This window comes from Streptomyces sp. TRM49041 (assembly GCF_008271805.1).
Lineage (GTDB): Bacteria > Actinomycetota > Actinomycetes > Streptomycetales > Streptomycetaceae > Streptomyces.
On sequence record NZ_VSRY01000084.1, the window covers coordinates 20,313 to 46,688 of the forward strand.

Consider the following 26,376-nt stretch of genomic DNA (forward strand, 5'->3'; position numbering starts at 1 on the left):
CGCAGAAGGAACTCCCATGAGTGAAGGCACCGCGGACCGGCGGGCGCTGCTGCCCACGGCCTCCGCAGCGCAGACCCTCGCCGCGCTCCGCGGACTCCTGCGACCGCACCGGCTGCTCGCGCTGTCATCGGTCGCCGTGCTCGTCGTCGGAACGGGCGTGGGTCTGCTGACCGCCCCGCTGCTCGGCCGGATCGTCGACCTCGTGGTGGAGCGGCGCGGACCCGACGCGCTGGTGGTGCCGCTGGTGCTGCTCGTCGTCGTGGCGGTGGCGCGCGGTATCGCCACCGCGATCGGCGGCGCGCTGGTCGCACGCCTCGGCGAGACGGTGCTCGCGAGCCTGCGGGAGCGGTTTGTCGCACGCGCTCTACGGCTGCCGCTGGAGCGGGTCGAGCAGGCCGGGTCCGGGGACCTGACGTCCCGGGTGACGGGCGATGTGACCATCATCGGGAAGGCCGTACGGCAGGCGTTGCCCGAGTTCGCGGGCGCGCTGCTCACCATCGTCCTCACCCTGGCCGGACTCGCCGTACTGGACTGGCGTTTCCTCGCCGCAGTGCTGCTGGCCGTGCCCGTCCACGTCCTGACCGTCCGCTGGTACATCCCGCGCGCCACCCGTATCTACGCCGCGCACCGGGTGGCCACCGGCGCCCTCCAGCACCAGCTCCTGGACAGCGTCGGAGGCGTGCGTACCGTACGGGCCTTCCGGCTGGGAGAGCGGCACGGGAAGCTTCTGGAGCAGCGGTCCCAGGGGGCCGTGGATCTGGCGCTGCGCGGCATCCGCCTCGTGTCGGGGTTCTTCTCCCGGCTTAACGCGGCCGAGTTCATCGGCCTGGCGGCCGTTCTCGTCACGGGGTTCCTCCTGGTCGACCGAGGGGCGGTCAGCATCGGCACGGCGACCGCGGCGGCGCTCTACTTCCACGGCCTCTTCAACCCGATCAACGCGGCGCTGTTCCTCATCGACGACGCCCAGTCCGCGGGTGCCAGCCTGGCCAGGCTGGTGGGCGTGTCCGAACTCCCCGTGGAGACCGAGCCCGCGAGCGACGGCCCCACTCCCGTGGACGGCTCCGTCAAGGTGTCGGCCCTGAGCCACGCGTACGTCGACGGCCATCCCGTGCTGTCCGACGTGGATCTGGAGGTGCGCTGCGGGGAGCGCGTGGCCCTGGTCGGCGCGAGCGGTGCCGGGAAGACGACCCTCGCCAAGCTCGTCGCGGGCATCCACCGGCCGGCGAGCGGATCGGTGTGCCTGGGCGGCGTCGACGCCCGGGAGCTCGGGCCCGCGGGCGTACGGCGCGCGGTGACCCTCATCAGCCAGGAGGTCCATGTGTTCGCCGGGCCGCTCGCCGAGGACCTGCGGCTCGCCCGGCCGGGCGCCACGGACGACGAACTGCGCGCGGCGCTGGGGACGGTGGGGGCGCTGGAGTGGGTGGAGGCACTGCCCGAAGGGCTGGCCACGGTCGTGGGGGGAGGGGGCCACCAGCTGACCGTCACCCAGACCCAGCACCTCGCTCTCGCGCGGCTCGTGCTCGCCGATCCGCCCATAGCCATCCTCGACGAGGCCACCGCGGACGCCGGCAGCGCGGGCGCCCGCGTCCTGGAGACCGCCGCGCTCCGCGCGCTGGAGGGCCGTACCGGTCTCATGGTCGCCCACCGGCTCCCCCAGGCCGCCACGGCGGACCGGGTCGTCGTCCTCGACCAGGGCCGGGTGGTGGAGACCGGCACACACGACGAACTCGTCGCGAAGGGCGGGCGGTACGCGGCACTGTGGGCGGCCTGGTCGGCCGGCCGGAGCGACACGTGACCGCACGCCGGTAGCCACTCCCGCACACCCCGAAGGGGCCCGACCGTCATGGTCCGGGCCTCTTGGGCATGCCCCGGGCGGGCCGTGTCCGGCGCATCCTCCCCGCCCCGCCCCTTCCCGAGTCGGGGCTCTGCCCCCGAACCCCCGCTCCTCGATCGCCGGAGGGGCCGAATGATTCGGCCCGTCCGGGGGAACCTCCTGCTCGGAGGGCTTGGGGGAGCTCGCGGACGAGCGCCGCCAGGAACGGCCGGACGCGGCTGACGCGCGGTCAGCCGGGCGCCGCCCCGGCCGTCACGGTCCCGAGTCGCGAGGTACCGCCCACGCGGTCAGCGGTACCCGCCGGCCCGGCATGCGGGCCGCCCCCCATGCTGCTCAGCAGCCGCGCACGGCGAAGGCCGCCGCCCCGGAGCGTTCAGGCTCCGGGGCGGCGGCCTCGCGGGTGCGGTCAGCCCTGCTGGGCCGCGACAAGGCTCGCCGGGCGCAGGTCCGTCCAGTGGTCCTCGACATACGCGACGCACGCCTCACGGGTGTCCTCGCCGAAGACGGCCCGCCATCCGGCGGGGACCTCGGCGAAGGACGGCCACAGCGAGTGCTGGTTCTCGTCGTTGACAAGGACCAGGAAGCGGCCCTGCGGGTCCTCGAACGGATTGGTGCTCATGCGTTGTCACTCCTCAGGGACGTTACGTTGAACAGCTCCGACAGCGGCTGTTCGGGGTCGGCTGCCACGGTGCGCAGCAGGTTCTGAAGCTCGTCGGCCAGCCGCCGTGCCTTGGCGGTGCCGAGCAGGTCGGTGGCGTGGATCAGCTCGCAGTGCACGGCTCCCTCGCCGCGCGGCTCGTAGAAGCTGAGGATCAGCTCCGCACGCGCCGTGCCGGTGGGGACCGCGTGGAAGGAGCCGATGCCACCCTCCAGTTGTCCGAGGTCGGCCTGCTCGTGGTGGATCACCATGACCTGTGGGCCCTCCGCCGGCAGCGCCGTGGCCCTGACCACCTCGTCGAACGGGACGTCCTGCCGGTCCAGGGCGTTGAGCGCGGTCTCCCGGACCCGGGTCAGCAGTTCCGCGAACGTCGGGTCGCCCCCGGTGTCGGTCCGGAGCACGACCGTGTTGAGGAAGCAGCCGACCAGGTCGGCGAGCTGGTCGTCGGTCCGGCCGGCGACCATCGTACCGATGGGCAGGTCGGTGCCCGAACCGTGGGCCGTGAGCAGTGCGGCCAGCGCCGAGTGGAGCACCATGAACATGCTGGTGCCGGTGGCGCGGGCCAGCCGGTCCACGGCCGCGTGGAGCTCTTCGTCCAGGACGAAGCCCACGTAGTCGCCCGGGCGTCCGCCCGACACGGCCGGGTCCGTGGTGTCACGGGGTGCGTCGGCCGGGAGGGCGAGGCGCGCCGGGAGGTCCTTCAGCGTCTCCCGCCAGTAGGCGAGCTGCTGTCCGCCCCGGCTGTCCGGGTCGGACAGCTCGCCCAGCACGTCATGGGCCCACCGCGTGTAGTCCGCGTATGTGACCGGGAGGGGCTCCCACTCCGGTGCGCGGCCCTCGGCGCGGGCGGCGTAGGCGGTGGTGAGGTCGCGGAACAGGGGCACCACGGACCACTCGTCCACCGCCAGGTAGTGCATGGTCAGCAGGAGTGCCCGGCCGCCGTGCCCGTCCATGAGCAGTCGGGCCCGCAGCGGGGCCTCCTGGTCGAGGCACGGCTCCTGGGCGGCGACCTCCACCAGCCGCGCGTCCAGGTCGGCGCACCGCTCCACGGTGAGCGCGGGGGCCGGCGCCGGCTCCTGGAACACGGCGCCGTCCCGCTCGCTGAAAGCGGTCCGCAGCGGTTCGTGCCGCGCCACCACGTCGGCGAGCGCCGCCGCGACGGTGTCCTCGTCGAGGCCGCCCGGGGAGCGCAGCACCAGCGCGTGGTCGAAGCCGGGGGTGCGGCGGTACGACTCCCACTGCCAGCGCTGTACAGGCGCGACGGCCAGTGGCTCCGCTCCTCCCTCCTCGGCGGGGCGCAGCGCGGGGCGGGCGGCCGCCGCGCCTTCGAGCTTGCCGGCGATCCCGGCGACCGTGAGCGCGTCGAAGACGTCACGGATGCTCAGTTCGACGCCGAACTCGGCGCGGATACGGCCGAGGAGCCGCATCGAGGCCATGGAGTGGCCGCCGAGCGCGAAGAAGTTGTCGTGGATACCGACCTTGTCGAGCTTGAGGATCTCGCAGAACAGCTCGGCGAGCCTGGCCTGCGTCTCCGTGGCGGGGTGCGCGTCGCCGGTCATGGCGGACCAGTCCGGGGCGGGCAGCGCCTTGCGGTCCAGCTTGCCGTTGGGCGTCAGCGGCAGCGGGCCGTCCAGCGGCACGACGAGGGAGGGGACCATGTACTCGGGCAGTAGCCCGGCGACATGGGCGCGGAGCTCCTGCTCGTCCGGCTCGGGTCCCGTGCCGTCCCCGGCCTCGGGCACCGCGTAGCCGACCAGGCGGACTATGTCACCGTCGCGGTCGGGCACCACGGCGGCCTGCGCGACCGACGGGTGTCCGGCCAGCGCCGCCTCGATCTCACCCAGCTCGATGCGGAAGCCGCGGATCTTCACCTGGGTGTCGACCCGGCCGAGGAAGTCGAGGTTGCCGTCCGCGCGCCAGCGTGCCCGGTCGCCGGTGCGGTACATCCGGCTGCCCGGTGCCCCGAACGGGTCGGCGACGAACCGCTCGGAGGTGAGCGCCGCCTTGCCGAGGTAGCCGCGGGCGAGTCCGCGCCCGGCGACGTACAGCTCCCCCACGACGCCCGGCGGGACGGGCCGCAGGTGCTCGTCGAGCACATAGCAGCGGGTGTTGGGGTCGGGGCGGCCGATGGGGACGCGGCCGGACGGGCGGCCGCCGTGCTCGCGGGCCGGCCACAGCGTGGAGTTGACCGTCGCCTCGGTGAGACCGTAGGCGCAGATCAGGTGCGCCGTGGCGCCGAACCGCTCGAACAGGTCCGGCGGCACCGTCTCCGTACCGACCAGGACGGTCGACCCTTCGGGCAGTTCGCAGCCGGGCGGCAGGGCGGACACCAGGGACGGCGGCAGGATCATATGGGTGATCCGCTGGTGGGCGAGGAAGTCCGTGAGCGCGGGACCGGCGACCCTCGCCTCGTCGGTGATGAGGACGAGCCGTCCGCCGTGGCACAGCGCCATCGCCAGTTCGAAGACGAAGACGTCGAAGCCGATCGACGCGAACTGCAGGACACGGCTGTCGCGTTCCAGGCCCATCCGGTCCACGGCGGTCGCGACCAGGCTGGCGACGCCCTCGTGCGGGACGACGACGCCCTTGGGGCGGCCGGTCGAGCCGGAGGTGTAGATCACGTACGACGCCTGGTGGAGGGCGACCGGACGGGCGGCCGGCGGGCCGTCGGGGAGCGTGTCCAGCTCACCGGTGGTGTCGGGGGCGTCGAGCAGCACGACCGGCACACCCGGCACTCCGGGGATCTTCCCGGCCACCGGCTCGGTGCCGACCACCAGCGTGGCACCGGAGTCCTCGATCATGTATGTGAGGCGGTCGCCCGGGTGCACGAGGTCCAGCGGGAGGAAGGCGGCTCCGAGCTTCTGCACGGCGACGACGGTGGCGACCATGTCGACCGAGCGGGGCACCGCCACGCCGACCACGCTCTCGGCGCCGACCCCACGGGCGGCGAGGAGCCGGGCGATGCGGTCGGCACGGGCGTCGAGCTGGGCGTACGTCAGGGAGCGGGAGCGCTCCACGACGGCTACCGCGTCGGGCCGTTCGGCGACCTGCCGGGCGAACAGCGCGGGCAGGGAGTCCTCATCGACCGTGCGGGGCGTGCCGTTGAAGCCGTCCAGCACCAGCCGCCGTTCCTCGCCGGACAGGATCTCGGCCTGCGAGAGCGGTGCTTCCGGGGTGGCGGCGACCGCCGCGACCAGGGCACGGAGGCGGTCGCCGATGCGCTCGGCGGTCTCCTGGTCGAAGAGTTCGGTGGCGAACTCCAGTCGGCAGCCGAGGGAGTCGGCGTCGCCTTCGGCGGAGGTGTGCTCGGTGAAGCTGAACACGAGGTCGAACTTGGCGGAGCTGATCCGGAACGGCACGTACTCGACACCGAGGCCGGGCAGTTCCAGCTCTCCGCCGGTACGGGCGTGGTAGCCGACCATCACCTGGAACAGCGGGTTCCGGGAGAGCGACCGGGTGGGGTTGAGCCTCTCCACGACCGACTCGAAGGGCACGTCCGCGTGGGAGAACGCGGCCAGGTCCGTCTCACGGACGCGGCCCAGCAGTTCGGTGAAGCTGGGGTCGCCGCTCAGGTCGGTGCGGAGCACGAGCGTGTTGACGAAGAAGCCGACGAGCTCGTCCAGCGCCTCGTCGCCGCGCCCCGCTATGGGCGATCCGAGGGGGATGTCCGTGCCGGCGCCCATGCGGTGCAGCAGGGCGGCGACGGCGGCGTGCACGACCATGAACATGCTGGCGCCGGTGTCCCGGGCGAGCCGCCGCAGCCCCTCGTGGGCCTCGGCGTCGAAGTCGATGTCCAGCTCGGCGCCCGTGAACGCCGGGCGCGCGGGCCGCGGACGGTCGGTGGGCAGCTCCAGTTCCTCGGGGGCACCCTCCAGCGTCGTACGCCAGTACTCCAGCTGCCGGGCGGCGAGGCTGTCCGGGTCGGCGGAGTCGCCCAGCAGGCGCTGCTGCCACAGGGCGTAGTCGGCGTACTGGACGGGCAGCGGCTCCCGGTCGGGTGCCTCGCCGGTGGTCAGGCGTGCCTCGTAGGCGGTGGCCAGGTCCCGCAGGAACGGGCGGTCCGACCACTCGTCGGTGGTGATGTGGTGCAGCAGGATGACGACGACATGGTCCTCCGGCGCCGCCTCGATGACGGTCGCCCTCAGGGGCAGTTCGGCGGCCAGGGCGAACGGGCGGTTGATCGCCGCGTCCACGAGGCCGGGCACCTCGTCCTCCGACGCCCGCAGGTGCTCCACCACGGGCCGGGCCTCGTCGGCGGGCAGCACACGTTGGTACGCCTGGCCGTCGCGCTCGGCGAAGACCGTGCGCAGCGCCTCGTGCCGGGCGGTCACGTCGGCGAGGGCCGCGGCCCACGCGTCGCGGTCCAGGGCGCCGCGCAGCCGCATCACGAGCGGGAAGTTGTACGCGGCCGAGGTGCACTCGATCTGCTGGATGACCCACAGTCGCTGCTGGGCGTGGGACAGCGGCAGCTCGTCGGGCCGGTCCCCGGCCGTCAGCGCCGGGCGTGCCGGGCCGTTCCCGGCGGTTGCCCGCTCGACGAGTTCGGCGACGGTGGGCGCCTCGAACAGGTCGCGGATGACGAGTTCCGCGTCGAGGGCGGTCCGGGCGCGGCTGACGAGGCGGGTGGCCAGCAGGGAGTGGCCGCCCAGCTCGAAGAAGTCGCTGTCGATGCCGACGCTGCCCTCGGGCAGGCCGAGCACCTCGGCGTAGAGGGCGCACAGCGTCTCCTCGCGCGGGGTGCGCGGGGCGCGGCTCGGCCCGGTGCCGCCGAAGTCCGGGGCGGGCAGGGCCCGTACGTCCAGCTTGCCGTTGACGGTCAGCGGCAGGGTGTCCACGGCCATCAGGGCGGCCGGGACCATGTAGTCGGGCAGGCCCGCCTTGAGGTGGTCCCGCAGGCGCTGTACGAGGCCGTCGCCGGTCTCCGTGCCCGCCTCGGGCACGACGTAGCCGACGAGGCGCTTCGTACCGGCGGTCTCGTTCACCACGACGGCGGCGTGGGCCACCTCCGGGTGCGCGGTCAGCGCGGTGGAGATCTCGCCCAGTTCGACGCGGTAGCCGCGGATCTTGACCTGGTCGTCGGTGCGGCCGAGGAAGTCCAGCAGGCCGTCGGGGCGCCGGCGTACGAGGTCGCCCGTGCGGTACATCCGCTCTCCGGGCCCCCCGAACGGGTCGGCGACGAACCGCTCGGCCGTCAGCCCGGGCCGGTCGTGGTAGCCGCGTGCCAGGCCGGTGCCGGCGATGTACAGCTCGCCGGGGCAGCCCGGCGGTACGGGCCGGAGCATCGCGTCGAGCACATAGGCGCGGGTGTTGCGGATGGGCATGCCGACCGTGGGGGTCGCACTGTCGATCGTGGACCCGCCGAGGGTGTTGATCGTGTACTCGGTCGGTCCGTACAGGTTGTAGCCGTATGTGCCCTCGGTGCGGCGCAGCCGCGTCCACACCGTGTCGGACACGGCCTCGCCGCCGAGCAGGACGAGCGCGGGCCGGTGCTTGCCGGCGACAGGGTCGTCGTCCTGGTCGAGCAGGCCCTCCTCGATGAGCAGCTGTGCGTAGGTCGGCGTGACGTTGACGACGTCGACGCGGTGGCGGTCGCAGTAGGCGACCAGGGCCTCGGCGTCCCGGCGCAGTTCCTCGTCGCAGACGTGCACCTCGTGGCCCTCGACGAGCCAGAGCAGCTCCTCCCAGGACATGTCGAAGGCGAAGGACACGGTGTGCGCGATGCGCAGGCGGCGTCCGCCGGCCGAGGCGATGGCCGGGTCGAAGATCTCCTTCTGGTGGTTGAGCTGCATGTTCGTCAGGCCCCGGTAGGGGGTGACGACGCCCTTGGGGCGGCCGGTCGAGCCGGAGGTGTAGATCACGTAGGCGGGGTGCTCGAGACGGTCCGGGACGCCGTGGGCGAATGCGGGCCGCTCGGCGTCCGCGATGTCGCCGCCCGGCAGGGCCGCCAGCTCGGCGGCCACGGCCGCGTCGTCGAGGAGCAGTTCGGGCGCGACCGGCCCGGTGTCGCCGCGCAGGGTCGGGGCGACGGCCGTCGTGGACACCAGGCACAGGGGGCCGGTGTCCTCGGCCATGAGCCGGAGCCGCTCGGCGGGGTGGTCGAGGTCGAGCGGCAGGTAGGCGGCGCCGGTGCGCAGGACGGCGAAGAGGGCGGCCACCATGTCGATGGAGCGGGGCAGCGCCAGGGCGACGACCTTCTCGGGGCCGGCGCCGCGGGCGAGCAGCAGCCGGGCGATCCGGTTGATGTGCGCGTCCAGCTCGGCGTACGTGAGGGCGCGTTCGCCGAACACCAGCGCCACCGCGTCCGGGGTACGGGCGACCTGGGCGGTCAGCATGTCGGCGATGGTCTCGTCGGGCACGGGCTCGCGGCTGCCGGCCCGGTCGGCCGCGAGGGCGTCCCGCTCGCCTGGCAGCAGCAGGTCCAGGGCGCCGACCGGCGTCGTCAGGTCCCCTATGAGCCGTTCCACGAGGGCGCCGAAGCGGTCCAGGGTGGCCCCGGCCCGCTCGTCGTCGACGAGGTCGGGGCGGTACTCCAGCTTGACCTGCACGGTCTCGGCCGGGTTGACGATGAGCGTCATCGGGTAGTGGGTGGCGTCCACGCTGCCCACACCGGTGATGCCGTGCCGGTCGGTCAGTCGCTTGAACGCGCCCTCGTCGGCGAAGTTCTGCAGGACGTACAGCGTGTCGAAGAGGGTCGCGTGGCCGCCCGCGCGCTGGAGTTCGGCGAGGCCCAGGTACTCGTGGTCCATCAGGGTGACCCGCTCCGTCTGGACGCGGCGCAGCAGGTCGCCGATCTGCTCGGCGGGATCGAGGGTGATCCGCTGGGGCACCGTGTTGAGGAACATGCCGATCGTCGTGTCGACGTCCCGCACGTCCGCCGGGCGCCCGGCGACGGTCGCGCCGAACACCACGTCGTCGCGGCCGACCGCGGAGGACAGGACGAGCGCCCAGGCCGCGGAGAGCACCGCGTTGATGGTCAGCCCGTGTTCACGGGCCGACGAGCGGAGCCGGTCGCTCAGTGCGCGGCCGAGGCTGAGCGTGCGGCGGCGCGGGATGGTCGGCTCGTCACCGCGCTCGTGGGCGACGAGGGTCGGCTCGTCCAGTCCGGCGAGGGCGCGGCGCCAGGTCTCGCGGGCCGTGTCGAAGTCCCGCCCGGCGAGCCAGCCCAGATAGTCCCGGTAGGTGCCGGGGGCCGGCAGGGCGCTGTCGTCGCCGGCCGCGGCGTACAGCGCCAGCAGCTCGTCCAGGAAGAGGGACTGCGACCAGCCGTCCCAGGCGACCAGGTGGTGGCTGAGCATGAGCCGGTCGGTGGTGTCGGTGAGCCGGATCAGGGTAAGCCGGAACAGCGGGGGTGCGGCCAGGTCGAACCGCTGCCGCCGGTCGGTGTCGGATATCTCCGCCAGCCGGTTCCGCCGCTCGGCCTCGTTCAGGCCGGTGAGGTCGATCTCGGTGAGCGGCGGCGGCAGTTCGCCGGCCGGGCACACGAACTGGACGGGCTCGGGCAGGCCGTCGCTGGTGATACCGGCGCAGAGGCTGGGGTGGCGGCGCAGCAGCGCGGCGCAGGCGGCGCGGAGCCGGTCGGCGTCGAGCCGTCGGTCGAAGTCGAAGGTGTCCTGCGCGGTGTAGACGTCGAGGGCCGAGGTGTCGTAGCTGGCGTGGAAGTAGATGCCCTCCTGGAGCGGCGACAGCGGCCAGATGTCGGCCACCGGCGCGGGGCTGACCCGCTCGACCAGGTCGATGTCCGCCTGGGTGAGGGCGACCAGGGGCACGTCCGACGGGGTGAGCGACGGGGCGGCGCCGGGGGTGCCGGTGCGGGCGACGAGTTCGCGCAGTGCGTCGGCCCAGGCGCGGCCGAGTGCCTCGACGTCGGCGGCGGTGAGGGCGCCGCCGTCCGGCCAGGTCCAGGTGGCGCGCAGCTCGGGGCCGTGCGGGGTCTCCGCGCATACGGCGTTGATCTGGAGCGGGTAGGGCATGGCGAGGTCGGTGTCGGGGTCGACGCACAGCGCGTCGGTCTCGACGGCCGGCGCCCAGTCGCGGGTCTGCTCGGCGGGGAGCCGTCCGAAGTAGTTGAACAGCACCTGGGCGGTGGACAGCTGGGCGAACACGGGGGCGAGCTGCGGGTTGAGGTAGCGCAGCATGCCGTATCCGGCGCCGGAGTCCGGGGCGGACCGCACGGACTCCTTGACCTGCTTGAGCGCGTCGAGCGGGTCGTCGGCGGCGGGCAGGCGCACGGGGTGGAGGCTGGTGAACCAGCCCACGGTGCGCGACAGGTCGGCGTCGGTGCCGTCGCGGCCGTGCCGCTCCAGGTCGACCAGCAGGTCGGAGTCGGCGGCGGTGCCGGCGCGCCAGCCGGACACGGCGGTGCGCAGGGCGGCGAGCAGGGCCTCGGTGACGTCGGCGCCGGCCGCCGCGGGTACGGCGGTGAGCAGGGCCCGGGTCTCCTCGACGGGCAGGGTGACGAGGTGCTCACGGGCCTCGCCCGAGGTGCCGGTGCGGGTGGCGCCGGGCAGCAGCTCGGCGCCCGGGGCCAGAATCCTGGCCCAGTACGGCAGTTCCGCCTGTCGCTGCGGCGAGGTGGCCTGCTCGGCGACCTCCCGGGCGAAACGGCGCAGGGAGGTGGGCACGGGCTCCAGGGCGGGGCGCTCGTCCCGTACCACGGCGTCCCAGGCGGCGGCCAGGTCGCCGAGGAGGACGCGCCAGGACACGCCGTCGACGACCAGGTGGTGGACGACCAGCAGCAGCCTCCCGGGCCGCCCGGTACCGGCGTCGAACCACACGGCCTGCGCCATCACGCCGCTGTCGGGGTCGAGGCGGCCGGCGGCGGCGTCGGACTCCTCGCCGATGGCGGCCCGGAGAGCGTTGTCGTCGAGGTCGCACACGTCCACGCGGCGCAGCAGCGCGGTGGCGTCGACCGAGCCCGGTTCGGTGGTCCGTGCGGACCAGAGAGCGGGGATGGCGGGGCCGAGATCCATGCGGGTGAGCGTGAGCCGCAGCGCGTCGTGGTGGTCGAGGACCGCCTGGAGGACCCGGGCCAGCTTCCCGGTGTCCGCGCCGGCGGGTGCCTGGAGCAGCACCGACAGGTTGAAGCGGCCGATCGTGCCGCCGTCCTCGCGGAGCTGGTGGACGATCGGCAGGAGCGGCACGTCTCCCACACCGTCCGAGTCGGCGGCCACGGAGGGCGCCGCCGCGGCTGTGCCGGTGACGGTGACGGCCAGCGCGGCGGGGGTCCGGTGTTCGAAGACGTCCCGCGGGCTGACCGGCAGACCGGCCTTGCGGGCGCGGCCGGCGACCGCCATGGAGAGGATGCTGTCGCCGCCGAGGACGAAGAAGTCCTCGTCCGCGTCGACCGCGTCGATGCCGAGGACCTCGGCGAAGATCGCGCACAGCCGCTGCTCGTGGCCTTCGCGTGCGTCGCGGCCGTGCCGCCTGCGTACCTCGGGTGCGGGAAGTGCCTTGTGGTCCACCTTGCCTCCGGGGGTGCGGGGAAGAGCCTCCAGCCGTACGAAGTGGCTGGGCACCATGGGCGCGGGCACGGTGCCGCTCAGCGCTTCCCGTACCGCCTCCACGTCCAGGCCGGTTCCGGCGGCCGGTACCAGGTAGCCGACCAGCTGCTTGGCTCCCCGCTCGTCGTGGCGGGCCACGACCGCGACGTCGCCGACGGCCGGCAGGTCGCGCAGCCGCGCTTCGATTTCCCCGAGCTCCACCCGGTTACCCCTGATCTTGACCTGGTGGTCGGTGCGCCCGAGGTAGGTGAGCACTCCGTCTCCACCGAACTGAACCATGTCTCCGGTGCGGTACATCCGCTCTCCCGGACCGCCGAACGGATCGGCGACGAAGCGCTCCGCGGTCAGCGCGGTGCGCCCGTGATAGCCGCGGGCCAGCTGCCCGCCCGCGATGTAGAGCTCCCCCGGCTCGCCCTCGGCGACGGGGCGGAGGCTGCGGTCGAGGACGTAGAGGCGGGTGTTCCACACCGGGCGTCCGATGGGGACCGTGCCGCTCTCCTCCGGAGCGCTGCCCGCCTCCCAGCTGGTGACCTGGATGACGGCCTCGGTGGGCCCGTACACGTTGTACAGGGGCACTCCGGTGCGCTCGCGCCAGCGCCTGGCCAGCGGCACGGGCAGTGCCTCGCCGCCGCTGAAGGCCCGGCGCACGCCTGTCCACCACTCCCCGGCCCCGTCCTCGGCGAGCAGGGCGCCGTAGAGCGAGGGCACGAGGTCGACGGTGGTGACGCGCTCGCGGCGGATCAGCTCGGTCAGATACGCGGGGTCCCTGTGCCCGTCCGGCCGGGCGATCACGACGGTGCCGCCGGTCAGCAGCGGGGTGAACATCTCCAGCACGGACGGGTCGAAGCTGGTCGAGTACTGGTGCAGGACGCGCTCGTCCGGGCCGTACCCGAACCGGTCGGCGGTCCAGGCGAGCTGGGCGACGACGCCGCGGTGCGGGACGACCACGCCCTTGGGCCGGCCGGTGGAGCCGGAGGTGTACATCACATACGCGGCGCTGTCCGGGTGGACCGGCACGGCGACGGGCGCTTCCGGCCCGTTGGCCCGCTCCTCGTCGAGCACGAGGTGCGTCACGCCGTCGAGTGCGGGCAGCCGGGTCCGGGACGCGGCGGTGACGACGACGGTCCGCGCCCCGGAGTCGGTGAGCATGTACCGCACCCGGTCGGCCGGGTAGTCGGTGTCGACCGGCAGGTAGGCCGCGCCCGACTTGAGCACACCGAGCAGGGCGACCAGGGTCTCGGCGGAGCGGGGAACGGCGACGGCGACGACGGACTCGGGCGTCACACCGTGCTCGACGAGCCGGTGGGCCAACGCTTCGGCGCGGGCGTCGAGTTCGGCGTATGTCGTCCGCCCGGCCTCGTGGACCAGCGCGGTCGCGTCGGGCGTACGGCGGGCCTGGCGGGCGAGGGCCGCGTGGACGGTGTCGTCGGGCAGGGCCCGGACCGCACCGGCCAGTCGGCCGAGGATGGTGCGCCGCTCGTCGTCGCCGAGTGTGGCGAGCTGGGCGACCGGGCGCAGCGGGTCGGTGACGAGCTGGTCGAGGACGGCCCGGAGGCGGTCCGCGAACCGGCGGGCGGCCGCGGTGTCGAGGCGGGCCGGGTTGTGGTCGAGGCGCAGCCGGAGCCGCGCGCCGGGCAGCACGGTGAGGGCCAGCGGGTAGTGCACGGCGTCGCGGATGTGGGAGCCGGTGACGCGGACCTGTCCGGTCGGGTCGGCCGGTTCGCCGGCGTCGGGGAGGTTCTCCACGACGACGAGGGCCTCGAACAGGTCTCCGCGTCCCACGGCACGCTGGATCTCCGCGAGCCCCACGTGCTGGTGGTCCAGCAGGTCCGCCTGCTTCTCCTGGAAGCCGGCCAGGACGTCCACGAGCGACTGCTGGGGCTGCCACCGCAGCCGCGCCGGCAGGGTGTTGATGAGCAGCCCGACCATGGTCTCCACGCCCTCGACGGGCGCCTGGCGGCCGGAGACGGTGGTGCCGAAGACCACGTCACGGGAGCCGGTGGCATCGCCGAGGAGAAGTCCGAAGCCGCCCTGGACCACGCTGCCGAGCGTCAGCCCGAGTTGCCTGGTCCGCGCGGCGAGCGCCGCCGTGTCGGCCTCGGACAGTTCGACGGTGACCGTGCCGGTGGGGTGCGCGGCGGCGTCCGTCGTGTGTACGGGGAGCCGTGCGGGGCCGTCGAAGCCGGTGAGCGCGTCGCTCCAGGCGCCCAGCGCGGCGTCCCGGTCGCGGGCGGCGAGCCAGGCGGCGTACGCACGGTACGCCGGGTCGGCCTCCGGTCGTGGCAGTTCGGCGGCGCCCGGCCGGTACCCGTCCAGCAGCTCCCGCATGAGGAGCGACACCGACCAGCCGTCCACGACGATGTGGTGCAGCGTCAGCACGAGCTGCGACCGGTCGGCGCCGTAACGGATCAGTGCGGCCCGCAGGAGCGGGGGGGCGGCCAGGTCGAAGCCGACGGCCCGCTCCCGCTCCTTGACGTCCTCGGCCGCGGCGGCCTGGCGTTCGGCGTCGAGACCGGACAGGTCGGCGTACCGCCACGGCAGCTCGGCCCGCTCGCCGACGAGCTGGACGATCCTGCCGTCCGTGAGCTGGTGGAAGGCGGCGCGCAGCAGCGGATGGCGGTCCAGCAGGCGCTGTACGGCGGCTCGCAGCGCCTCGGCGTCGACGTCACCGGTGAGTTCGACGGTGTCCTGTACGGCGTAGCCGTCCGCACCGCCCTCGTCCACGGAGGCGTGGAAGTAGAAGCCCTCCTGGAGCGGCGTGGCGGGGAGGACGTCGACCAGGCCGGGGACCACCGCCGCACAGTCGGCACGCTCGGCCTCGGTGAGGGTGACCAGCGAGAACGGGGCGGGCAGAGCCCGCGGCGCGGCCGTCGTGCCGGCCGTCGTGCCCGCCGTCGTTCCGGCCGTCCCCTCGGCTCCGGCGACGCGGGCCAGCGCGGCGACCGTGCGGTGGCGGAACACATCGCGCGGGGTGATCCCCAGGCGGGACTCACGGGCGCGGTTGACGAGCTGGATCGCGACGATGCTGTCACCGCCGAGCTCGAAGAAGCTGTCGTGGACACCCACCGACGGCAGTCCGAGCACCTCGGCGAAGAGCGTCGCGAGCGCGCTCTCGGTGGGCGTGGTGGGGGCGTCGTCGCCGGCCATCGCGGTCCACCGGGGGGCGGGCAGGGCGCGCCGGTCCAGCTTCCCGTTGGGGGTGAGCGGCAGCGTGCCGTCGAGGCGTACGACGGCCGACGGCACCATGTAGTCGGGCAGGGCGTCGGCGATGCTCGTCCTGGCCGCCGAGACCGCCGCGTCGGCGTCCAGGCCCGGCTCGGCCACGAGGTAGGCGACGAGGCGCTTGACGTCGCGGTGGTCCTCGCGGACGAGGACGGCTGCCTGGGCGACGCCGGGGCAGGCCATGAAGGCGCTCTCGATCTCACCGGGCTCTATGCGGTGACCGCGGATCTTGATCTGGCCGTCGGCGCGGCCGAGGAACTCCAGGTTTCCGTCGGTGGTCCAGCGGACCCGGTCGCCCGTGCGGTACATACGCGCCCCCGGCTCGTCGGCGAAGGGGTCCGCGACGAAGCGTTCCGCGGTCAGCCCGGGCCTGCCCAGATAGCCGCGGGCGAGACCGCGCCCGCCCACGTACAGCTCTCCCTCGGTGCCCGCGGGCACCGGGCGCAGGGCCGCGTCGAGGACGTACGCGCGGGTGTTGGGGTCGGGCACGCCGATGGGCGCCGGTCCGGGCCGGTCGGGGTCGGCGGTCCACAGCGTGGAGTTGACGGTGGCCTCGGTGAGGCCGTAGGCGACGACGACCTGGACGCGTCCGGCCCAGCGGGCGATCAGCTCGCTGGGCACCGCCTCCGTGCCGACGATGAGGACGGAGCCGTCGGGCAGCTCGCAGTCCTGCGGCAGCGCCGAGACGAGCGACGGCGGCAGGATCATGTGGGTGGCGCGGTGCCGCGCGATGTAGTCGGTGAGGGCCGGGCCCGCGACACGGCGCTCGGTCGGGACGACGATGATCCGTCCGCCGACGCACAGCGACATGATCAGGTCCCAGACCGTCACGTCGAAGCCGACGGAGGCGAACTGCACGACGCGGCTGTCGGGGGTGATGCCGATGCGCTCGGTGGCCGTGGCGACGAGGCTGCCGACGCCGTCGTGGGAGACCACCACTCCCTTGGGGCGGCCGGTGGAGCCCGAGGTGTAGATGACGTAGGCGGCCTGGTCCAGCGCGACGGGCGCGCCGGGGTCGGTGGCGTCGAGCGCTGCGAGTCCGGTGACGAGGGTCGCGTCGTCCAGGAGCAGATGCTCGACGCCGGGGGCGTCCGGCAGTTCGGCGGAGAGCCGGCGCGTCGTCACGATCGTCCGGGCACCCGAGTCGGCCAGCATGTAGGCGATGCGGTCCTGCGGGTGGTCGGCGTCCAGCGGGAGGTACGCGGCCCCGGCCTTCATGACGGCGAGCAGGGCGACGACGAGCTCCGGGGAGCGGGGGAGCGCGACACCGACGACGTGCTCGGCGCCGGCTCCGCGGGAGATGAGGAGCCGTGCGAGGCGGTTCGCGGCGGCGTTGAGTTCCGTGTACGTCAGCTCCCGGTCCTCGCAGACGAGGGCCACGGCGTCCGGGTCGCGCCGGACCTGCCGCTCGAACGCGGCGGGCCAGGAGAGCTCCGCCACCTCGCGGGGCGAGACGCCGAACTCTCCCAGGAGCCGGGCCCGTTCGGTGCCGGTGGTGAGCTCCAGGTGTGCCACCGGGCGGTTCAGGTCCTCGGCGAGCGTGCGCAGCAGCAGCAGGAAGCGCCGCTGGTGCTCCTCCAGTGTCGCCTCGTCGCAGACCTCGGCGTCCGCGTCGAAGTCGATGCGGAGGCCCTGACCGTCACGGGTGTACGCCATGGTGATCGCCAGGTCGCTGACGGGCCCGAGCCACTGCGGCAGGAGGTCGGTGTCCAGGTCGCCGAAGCGGAGGTGGTCGGTGCCGGGCAGGATGTTGACCGTGGGTCCCACCAGTTCCCGCACCCCGTCGGTGAGTCCGAGGTCCCTGGCCAGGTCCTCGGCACGGTAGCGGCCGTGCGTGACGGCCTCTCCGACGGCCTTTTCGACGGTGTCGAGCAGTCGGTCGCCGGTCATGCCGGGGCGTACCCGGACGCGGAGCGGAAGGACGTTGGAGACCATTCCGGGGATGCTCCGGGTCCGCGGGTCCTGCCGGGTGGTGACCGGCAGGCCGAGGACGACGTCCTGGCGTCCGGTCACGCGGTGCAGATAGGCGGCGACGGCGGCCACGAGGAGACGTGAGGGCTTGGCCCCGGCCTCCGCCGCCGTCGAGCGGAGCGTGGCGACCAGGGACGGCGCGACCTCCGTCGTGCGGCGCAGCCGCCGCGTCATCGGCGCCGACGAGCGCTGGATGAGGCGCACGGGCTCGGGGCGGTCGCCCATCCGGGCGTGCCAGTAGGCCCGGTCCTCTCCGTGCTGCCGCGAGTCGCGGTAGGCGATGTCCGCGTCGACCAGGCGTGACAGGGACCAGTCGGGAGCGGTCCGGGTGGCGCCGGCCGGCTCCGTGCCGCTGTAGAGGTCGCCGGCGCGCCGGGTGATCTCCGCGATTCCGGTGCCGTCGACGACGATGTGGTGGTAGCGCTGGTACCAGAGGACGCTGTCGTCCGCCAGCAGGAGCACCTTCTGCGCGAAGAGGGGGCCGTCGAGGAGGTCGGCGGGCCTGTCGCGGTCCGCCTCCATCAGCGCCTCCGCGGCCCCGCGGGGGTCCGTCTCACCGGTCAGGTCGACGACGGGGACGTCGACCGGGTGGCGGGTGGGGACCTGGCGCGGCACGCCGTTCTCCGCGACGACGCGGATGTGCAGCGACTCGGCCTCCTCGGTCGCCTGCCGGACGGCGGACGCCAGCCGGTCCGGATCGGCCGGGCCGCTCAGCTCAAGGACGAACGAGACGTTGAAGGCCGAGCCGTCGGGCTCGATCTGCTGGGCAAGCCAGATTCCGGCTTGCCCGCCGGTGACGGGTATCCCGGAGGCGGGAGTCCGGTCCGACTCGGCGTCAAACATCGTTCGTGTGGCCTTTCCCTGGTGTTGCGTCGGGTGCGTGGTGCAGGCCGCGCCCGCCCGGTGGGGGACGGCCACCGGACGGGCGCGGTTGTGGGGTGGTGGCTGGTGCCTGGACGGCCTTGCCGGGAGCCTTACTTGACGGCCTCCAGCATCGGCACGACCTGGTCGATGGCGTAGGGGATCGACAGAACGGTGTTGAAGGAGAGCGCCGCGCCGATGTCCGGGCTGTCGTACGGGAGGAACAGGTCGCGCTTCTCCTGGTGGACCTTGGTCTTCTGGTACAGCGGGTCGGCCTTCATGGCCTTCTCCGTGTCGGGGGTGCCGAGCCACACGGTGCGGTCGGCCTCCATCACGTCGAGGCGCTCGACGCTGAGGTCGGCGATGTTCTCCTTGCCGAGGGCGTCGCGGTACTTCTGGGTGGTGGTGAAGCCCATCTCGGTCAGGAAGATGACCTTCGGGTCGTTGGGCGAGAACGCGGAGAACTTGCCGGGCTCGTAGGGCTCGCCGACGGTGACGGTCTTGCCCTTCCACTCGGGGTGCTTGTCGCGGACGGCCTTGAAGCGGGCGTCGATGCCGGCGATCAGCTTCTCGGTCTCGGCGTCCTTGCCCAGCGCCTTGCCGATCTGCCGGGTCATGTCCTGCCAGGGAGCCTGGTAGTCCTCGTGACCCTTGGGCTGGGCGACGACCTTGGTGAACTTGGAGAGCGTGTCGTACTGCTCCTTCTTCATCCCCGAGTACTGGGCGATCACCAGGTCCGGCTTCAGCGCGGCGATCTTCTCGATGTTGTACTCGTCGCGCTCACCGACGATCTCGGGCTTCTCCGAGCCCCACTTGTCCTTCGCCCACGGCCACTTGCCGTACGGGGCCTCCTTGAACCAGTCCACCGCGCCCACCGGCTTGACACCGAGCGCGAGTACGGCGTCCTGGTCCGACAGGCCGAGCGTGACGACCTTCTTCGGCTCCTTGTCGATCGTCGTGCTGCCGTACTTGTGCTCCACGGTCACCGGGAACGCGGCGGTCTTCGCGCTCGCGTCAGCCGACGGCTTCGACTCGGACTTCTCGGCGCCGCCCCCACAGGCGGTCAGGGCGAACGCGGCGGCGGCGGCGACGGCCGCACGGGGCACGTTTCTGACAAGCCGCGACAGCGCGGGTCGTGTGGCAGTGGACACGGAGGTTCCTTTCACGGGGACTTACGGTGTGCGTGCCAGGCCCGCCGTGTACGACGGCGCTACCGGCGGGTCCGGCCTGTGGGGGGGGGCTGGGCCAAGGAGATCCCTGACATCAGGGGTGGAACGCTCAGCGAGCTGCGCTGCCGATACCGTCGGCGATCCGCAGCGCTCCGTCGTCGGCGTCCTTGGGGAAGCGGTCGAGGATCGAGTCCAGGATCTCGCCGACCCTCATCGCGGTGTTGGACAGCAGCGAGGAGGTGATGCCGTGGGTGTGCTCGGTGCCACCCTGGAGGTAGATGCCGCAGCGCAGGTCCGGGTCGGTCGCGACGCGGTAGTCGCGCTCGACGCGAAGGCGTCCCTCGTCGTCGCGGTGGCACCGCTCGGCCACCTCGCCGAGCAGACCGAGCGGGTCGGCCGGCCGGTAGCCGGTCGCGTAGACGACGACGTCGGCGTCAAGGGTCGACGTCTCGCCGGTGACGAGCGACTTGACGGTGGCGCGGACCGTGTCGCCGGTCTCCTCGACGCCGGTGAGCCGGGACACGTTGATGAAGCGGAGGCGCTCGGTGCCGAGGACCTTCTCCTGGTACGCCTGGCGGTAGAGGTCGTCGATCAGGTCGATGTCCACCACTGAGTAGTTGGTGTTGCCGTGGTAGTCCATCAGCTTGCGCTTGATGTCCTCGGGGGCCGTGTAGTACTCGTCGACGGCAGCGGGGTCGAAGATGCGGTTGGCGAAGCTGCTGTCGTCGGCGGGGCTGTAGCCGTAGCGGGAGAAGACCGCGCAGACCTCGGCCTCCGGGAAGCGGCGGTGCAGGTAGGCCACGTTCTCGGCGGCGCTCTGGCCGGCGCCGACGACGACGAAGCGGCGGGGGTCGCTTCCTTCCAGGCGGTCGACCTTGGCGAGGAGTTCGGAGTTGTGCCACACACGGTCGCTGCGCTCGACGCCCTCCGGCATGAGGGGGCGCAGTCCCGTGCCGATGACCAGGTTGCGGGCCCGGTGGACGACGAGTTCCGTGCCGGAGCGGGCAGTCACCTCCAGGTACTCCACCACGCCGTCCCGGGCGACGGGCTCGACCGCGACGACCTCGTGCCCGTAGGACACCATGTCGTCGACCTTCGCGGCGGCCCACTCCAGGTAGTCGTGGAACTCGACCCGCAGCGGGAAGAGGTTCTTGTGGTTGACGAAGTCGATGAGCCGGCCCTTGCTCTGCAGATAGCAGAGGAAGCTGTACTCGCTGGACGGGTTCCGCAGCGTCACGAGGTCCTTCAGGAAGGACACCTGCATGGTCGCGTCGTCGATCAGCATGCCGCGGTGCCACCCGAAGCCGGGCTGCCGCTCGAAGAAGTGCGCGGTGACCGCCTCCTCCCTGCCGACGCGGGCGTTGTGCTCGCTGAGCGCTATCGCCATGGCCACGTTGGACGGCCCGAAGCCGATACCTATGAGGTCGTGGACCAGAGGGGCGTCGCCAGGAAGAACCTGAGACATTTCACTCCCATCGTGCGGGACAGCGCCCGTGAGGGCGTGGCGAGAACGAGACATCGGGCACGCCGGAACCGGCGGCCGAGTGGAACTTAGGTAAAGCTAACCTGATCTGGCCAAGCTGTCGACATGGGCAAGTCGGACATTTCCCCGATCGCGCCGCCAAACACCGTGTAAATCATGGCGTGTTGCACCCTTAGGTAAGGCTTGCTTTACTTGACGCCGGTCATTCGCTCTTTCGAGGAGGAACCCCCATGCGGGTCGTCATGTTCGGTTATCAGACCTGGGGGCACCGCACCCTCCAAGCACTCCTGGACTCCGAGAACGACGTGGTGATGGTCGTGACGCACCCGAAGAGCGAGCACGCCTACGAGAAGATCTGGAGCGACTCCGTCGCCGAGCTGGCCGAAGCGCACGGCGTCCCCGTGGTCATCCGTAACCGGCCGGACGACGAGGAGCTCTTCCAGCGCCTCAAGGACGCCGACCCGGACATCATCGTGGCCAACAACTGGCGCACGTGGATCCCGCCCCGCGTCTACGCCCTCCCCCGCCACGGCACGCTGAACGTCCACGACTCGCTGCTGCCCAAGTACGCCGGGTTCTCCCCCATCATCTGGGCCCTCATCAACGGCGAGCCCGAGGTCGGCGTGACGGCGCACATGATGGACGAGGTGCTCGACGCCGGCGACATCGTCCTCCAGCAGGCGGTGGCCGTCGGACCGAAGGACACCGCTACCGACCTGTTCCACAAGACCGTCGACCTCATCGCTCCGGTCACCGTCGGCGCGCTCGACCTCATCGCCTCCGGCCGGACCGAGTTCACCAAGCAGGACCGCTCCCAGGCCACCTTCTTCCACAAGCGGTCCGAGGAGGACATCCGCGTCAACTGGGACTGGCCCGCCGAGGTCCTGGAGCGCCTGGTCCGCGCCCAGTCCGCCCCATACCCGGCCGCGTTCACCTTCCACAAGGGCGAGCGGCTCGAAATCCTCTCCGCCTTCGTCTCCGAGGGACGCTACGGCGGCACCCCTGGCCGGATCTTCTACCGCGAGGGCGACGGTGTGGTCGTTGTCGCCGGCGCCGACGCGCGTACGGGCCGCAACCACGGTCTGGCCATCACACGCGTCCGGACCGTGGACGGCCGTGAGATGCCCGCGAGTGAGTACTTCACCTCCATGGGCGGCTATCTCACCGGCCGCCCCTGACGACCGGGCTCCCCGGGCGGCGGACCGGCGGCAAGCCGGTCCCCGCCGGTGGCCGGCCGTCCACGACGCCGGCGCCCCTCATGAGGCACGTCAAGGGCGGGAAAGCGGTCAGGGGAGAGCTCGGGCGATCAGCTCCGCCAGGTGGGTGCCCCGGCCGTCGGTCCGCTGGGCGATCTGCGTACGGCAGCTGAAGCCGTCGGCGAGGACGACGGTGTCGGGCGCCGCCTCCCGCACGGTGGGCAGCAGCACCTGCTCACCGACGGCGACGGAGACGTCGTAATGGCCGCGTTCGAAGCCGAAGTTGCCGGCCAGTCCGCAACAGCCCGGCCCAAGCCCGGTGTTGTCGACCCCCATGGTGCGCAGCAGTGCGCTGTCCGCTCCGAAGCCCGAGGTGGCGTACTGGTGGCAGTGCGTCTGACTGATCGAGCGGACGTCGAGGCGCGGGGGCTGCCAGCCGGGTGTGTGATGGACGAGGAGTTCGGCGAGCGTGACGGTGGACCGGGCCAGGGCGCGGGCGTTCTCGTCGCCGTCCAGGAGTTCGGGCAGGTCGGTCCTCAGAGCCGCCGTGCAGCTGGGTTCCAGGCCCACCACCGGCATGCCCACGGGGCCGAGCGCCCGCACGGTGCGCCGGGCGACACGGCGGGCGACGCCGAGTTGGCCGGTGGTGGTCCAGGTCAGCCCGCAGCACTGGGTGCCCTCGGGTACCCGCACGCGGTAGCCCGCGTGTTCCAGGACCCTCACTCCGGCCTTGAGGACGTCCGGGCTGAAGTGGTTGTTGAAGGAGTCCACCCACAGCATGACCGGGCCACGGGTCCCGTCGCCCTCGGGGGTGCGGCCACGGAACCAGGCGAGGAACGTCTCCCGCGCGAAGCTCGGCACCTCCCGCTCGGCGGCGATCCCGCCCAGGCGCTTGACCAGGGGTGCGAGCCGGGACGACATCAGCCGGTCGACCAGGCGCGGCACACGGGCGGCCACCCGGGACAGCAGGGGCAGCCAGCCCATGGTGTAGTGCGCGGCGGGCCGGACGCGTCCCTTGTAGTGATGGTGCAGGAACTCCGACTTGTACGTGGCGACGTCCACGCCGACGGGGCAGTCGACGCTGCATCCCTTGCAGGACAGGCACAGGTCGAGGGCGTCGCGGACCTCGGTCGACCGCCAGCCGTCGGTGATGACCTCGCCCTGGGTCATCTCGTACAGCAGCCGGGCGCGGCCGCGGGTGGAGTCCTTCTCGTCCAGGGTGACCCGGTAGCTGGGGCACATGACATCACCGCGGTGCGCGGCGGTACGGCACTTGCCGACGCCGACGCAGCGGCGGGTGGCCTTGGCGAAGTCGCCGTCGTCGGCGTGGAGGGGGAAGCCCGTCGTCGGTCGAGCGAGCGGGAGGAGGGTGCGGTGCGGATCGATCCGGAGGTTGCCGTCGACGGGCAGGGGGCGGACGATCATCCCGGGGTTGAGGCCGTTGTCGGGATCCCAGATGTTCTTGAACCGCTCGAACAGGGCGATGACGTCCGGCCCGTACATCAGGGGCAGCAGTTCCGAGCGGGCCTGGCCGTCGCCGTGTTCGCCGGAGAGTGAGCCGCCGTGCGCGGCGACGAGTTCGGCGGCCTCGGTGACGAAGGCGCGGAAGACGGCCGTGCCCCGTTCGGTGGTGAAGTCGAAGTCGATACGGACGTGCAGGCAGCCTTCGCCGAAGTGGCCGTAGACGGCGCCCCGCAGGTCGTGCCGCGCGAGCAGATCCGTGAACCGGCGCAGATAGGAACCGAGCCGGTCCGGCGGGACGGCCGCGTCCTCCCAGCCGGGCCATGCCTCGGAGCCTCCCCCGGCCCTGGGGGGCTGGGAGGTGCCCCCGGGCAGACGGGTGGCCAGGCCCGCTCCGTCCTCGCGGATGCGCCACAGCTGTCCGGCCCTCACGGGGTCGGTGACGATCTCGCCGCCGGTGAACCCGGCGGCCTTCCGTGCCGCGTCGGCCAGTGTCCGCGCCTTGCCGGGCAGCTCGTGCTCGTCGCCGCCGAGTTCGGCGAACAGCCAGGCCCCGGCGTCCGGCAGGGTGTCGATGGCCGCGCATGTCTCGGGCCGGGTGACGATACCGGTCAGGGCCCGGTCCAGTCCTTCGAGCGCGAGCAGCCGGTGCTCCAGGAGGGCGGGGACCGCGTCGGCGGCGGCACAGGCGTCCTCATAGCCGAGGACCACCAGGGCGCGGGCGGGCGGCGGCATCACGAGCCGGACGGTCGCCGAGAGGACGACGGCCAGCGTGCCCTCGCCGCCCACGAAGGCGCGGGCGAGGTTGAACCCCTTCTCGGGCAGCAGGTGTTCCAGTGCGTAGCCCGACACCTGGCGGGGGAAGCGGCCCAGCGCCGTGCGCAGGGTGGCCAGTTCGCTCCGGGCCAGCTGGTGCAGTGCGCCGACGAGTCGGCCGCGCTCGCCGCCCTCGGCGACGGCCTCGTCGATCTCGTGCCGGGTCATCTCACCGAGGCGGATCACCGTGCCGCCGTAGGTGACCACTTCCAGTTCCAGCACGTTGTCGGCCGTGCGGCCCCACGCCAGGGAGTGGGTTCCGCAGGCGTTGTTGCCGATCATGCCGCCGAGCGTGCAGCGGCTGTGGGTGGACGGATCGGCGCCGAACAGCAGGCCGTGCTCGGAGGCGGCCGTCTGGAGGTCGTCCAGGACGATGCCCGGCTGCACGGTGGCGGTGCGCGCCGTCGGGTCCAGGGTGAGCAGCCCGTTGAGGTGGCGGGAGAAGTCGATCACCACCCCGGAGCCGACGGCCTGACCGGAGGTGCTGGTGCCCGCCCCGCGCGAGGTGATCGGTACGCCCAGGCGACGGCACGCGGCGATCGCGTTGAGGACGTGTCGGCGCTCGCGCGGGAAGACCACCGCCAGCGGAACCCGCCGGTAGTTGGAGGCGTCGGCCGAGTACTGAGCGCGCCGCCCGGCGTCGCCGGCGACTTCTCCGCAGTCGGCTCGCGCGAGGGCCGCGGTCACCTCTGCCGCGTCGAGGCCGGCCGTGGTCGCTGCTGTCGTGGTCAATGTGCTCGCTCCTCCGCTGACCGGTCCGCCCGGGCACCGCCACGATGTGGGTCCGGCGGCGGTCCCCACAAGACCACGACGATGTGCCGCTCGAACGGCTCGGTCAGCTCAACCACACCGTGGACGCCCCTCGCGACCCGCTCCACCATCATGACGAGCCATCACCCAGCAGTGAGATCGGCCTCGTTGACACCACACCTTGATCAGTTATGTTTGATCTGCATCTATACGTGCTGATCGCATGTGTGTTCGGGGGAGATGCGCTGTGCGTGGCGTTGGTATGCGGCGCTGTTCGGGAGGGGCTGCGTCATCCCTGGCACGACGTGGATCTGGTCAGCGGTTGACCACTAGGAGTTCCTTCGTGACCGATCGAAAGCCTCGCACCGTGCGAGGCGTCGCGCTGCTGGCCGCCGTCGCCGCGGCGGGCGCGTTCACCATGACGAGCCCCGCTCAGGCCCTTGTCGGCGACACCGTCGCCGACGGCGCCGACGCATTCACCGCGTACGTGAACGTCGGGGGCGAGCGCGCCTGCAGCGGCGTGCTGGTCGACCCGCAGTGGATCCTCACGGCCGGCAGCTGCTTCTCGGACGACCCGCTGCGGGCCTACCCGGTCCCGGCCGGTGCCCCGCGACTGCCGACCAAGGTGGTCGTCGGCCGTACCGACCTCACCGGCACGGCCGGCACCGAGACCACGGTCGCCGAGATCGTCCCGCGCGCGGACCGCGACGTCGTGATGGCGCGCCTGGCGCAGCCGGTCACCGGCGTCGAGCCCGTGACGCTCGCCTCGGCCGCGCCCGTGCAGGGTGAGACCCTCCGCGTCCTCGGCTACGGCCGCACCAAGACGATGTGGGTGCCCGACCGGCTGCACACCGGCGCCTTCACCGTGAAGGAGGCCCCCACCGGCAGCACGGTGAGTGTCGCCGGCGCCGGCGGCAGCATCTGCATGGGTGACGCCGGCGGCCCGGCGCTGCGCGAGCGGGACGGCAAGGTCGAGCTCGTCGCCCTCAACAGCGCGTCGTGGCAGGGTGGTTGCTTCGGCACCGACGAGACCGAGACGCGTACGGACGCCGTGGAGGCCCGGGTCGACGATCTCGGCGCGTGGGTCCAGCAGGTCCGCGCCCTGCCGCAGGAGTCGCAGGTCGCCTCCGGCGACTTCGACGGCGACGGCAGGGCGGACGTCGCCGGGTTCTACGACAACGGGACGTCGGCCGAGGGCAAGAACCGGTCGTCGCTCTACACGTTCCTCAGCAACGGCACCGGGTTCCAGGCCCCGCAGCAGGTCTGGAGCACGCCGGGCGGCTTCACCTGGCGGGCGTCCAAGCTCACCGCCGGCGACTACAACGGCGACGGCAAGGACGACATCGCGGTCTTCTACGACGGCGGCACGGCCGCGGACGGCAAGAACATCTCGTCGGTCTACACCTGGTACAGCACCGGCACGGGCTTCCAGGCACCGAAGAAGACATGGACCAC

Annotated in this window: 8 protein-coding genes; 3 read left to right on the top strand and 5 right to left on the bottom strand. The window is 72.7% G+C overall.

Annotation, left to right across the window (positions count from 1 at the left end; all coding sequences use genetic code 11):
- The first annotated feature begins 16 nt into the window (after positions 1 to 16).
- A complete protein-coding gene (locus tag FVS66_RS06545; protein ID WP_149180038.1) occupies positions 17 to 1,795 on the top strand; it encodes an ABC transporter ATP-binding protein in 1,779 nt (592 codons plus the stop codon).
- A gap of 445 nt (positions 1,796 to 2,240) precedes the next feature.
- Here the strand turns inward: FVS66_RS06545 and FVS66_RS06550 are convergent, their stop codons facing one another.
- The 4 genes from FVS66_RS06550 to FVS66_RS06565 all read right to left on the bottom strand — a co-directional run bounded on the left by FVS66_RS06550 (position 2,241) and on the right by FVS66_RS06565 (position 20,680).
- The gene (locus FVS66_RS06550; RefSeq protein WP_149180039.1) at positions 2,241 to 2,453 is read right to left on the bottom strand and encodes an MbtH family protein; all 213 of its coding nucleotides are present in this window, start codon (positions 2,451 to 2,453) and stop codon (positions 2,241 to 2,243) included.
- Positions 2,450 to 18,028, bottom strand: coding sequence for a non-ribosomal peptide synthetase (locus tag FVS66_RS06555; RefSeq protein WP_149180040.1), 15,579 nt, complete (start codon positions 18,026 to 18,028; stop codon positions 2,450 to 2,452). The genes FVS66_RS06550 and FVS66_RS06555 overlap by 4 nt, the downstream gene beginning before the upstream one ends.
- A gap of 131 nt (positions 18,029 to 18,159) precedes the next feature.
- On the bottom strand, positions 18,160 to 19,197 hold the full coding sequence (locus tag FVS66_RS06560) for an iron-siderophore ABC transporter substrate-binding protein (protein ID WP_149180041.1): 1,038 nt from the start codon (positions 19,195 to 19,197) through the stop codon (positions 18,160 to 18,162).
- 127 nt (positions 19,198 to 19,324) lie between these two features.
- Positions 19,325 to 20,680, bottom strand: a complete 1,356-nt coding sequence (locus tag FVS66_RS06565; RefSeq protein ID WP_149180042.1) for a lysine N(6)-hydroxylase/L-ornithine N(5)-oxygenase family protein — start codon at positions 20,678 to 20,680, stop codon at positions 19,325 to 19,327.
- A 248-nt stretch (positions 20,681 to 20,928) separates the two neighbouring features.
- Between FVS66_RS06565 and FVS66_RS06570 the strand changes: the two genes are divergently transcribed.
- Positions 20,929 to 21,876, top strand: coding sequence for a methionyl-tRNA formyltransferase (locus tag FVS66_RS06570; RefSeq protein ID WP_149180043.1), 948 nt, complete (start codon positions 20,929 to 20,931; stop codon positions 21,874 to 21,876).
- Positions 21,877 to 21,984: 108 nt separating this feature from the next.
- Here FVS66_RS06570 and FVS66_RS06575 read toward each other — a convergent pair whose 3' ends face one another.
- A complete protein-coding gene (locus tag FVS66_RS06575) occupies positions 21,985 to 24,903 on the bottom strand; it encodes an FAD-binding and (Fe-S)-binding domain-containing protein (RefSeq protein ID WP_149180044.1) in 2,919 nt (972 codons plus the stop codon).
- A gap of 361 nt (positions 24,904 to 25,264) precedes the next feature.
- Between FVS66_RS06575 and FVS66_RS06580 the strand changes: the two genes are divergently transcribed.
- On the top strand, positions 25,265 to 26,376 hold a 1,112-nt coding region (locus tag FVS66_RS06580; RefSeq protein ID WP_187645411.1), incomplete at its 3' end, for a trypsin-like serine protease.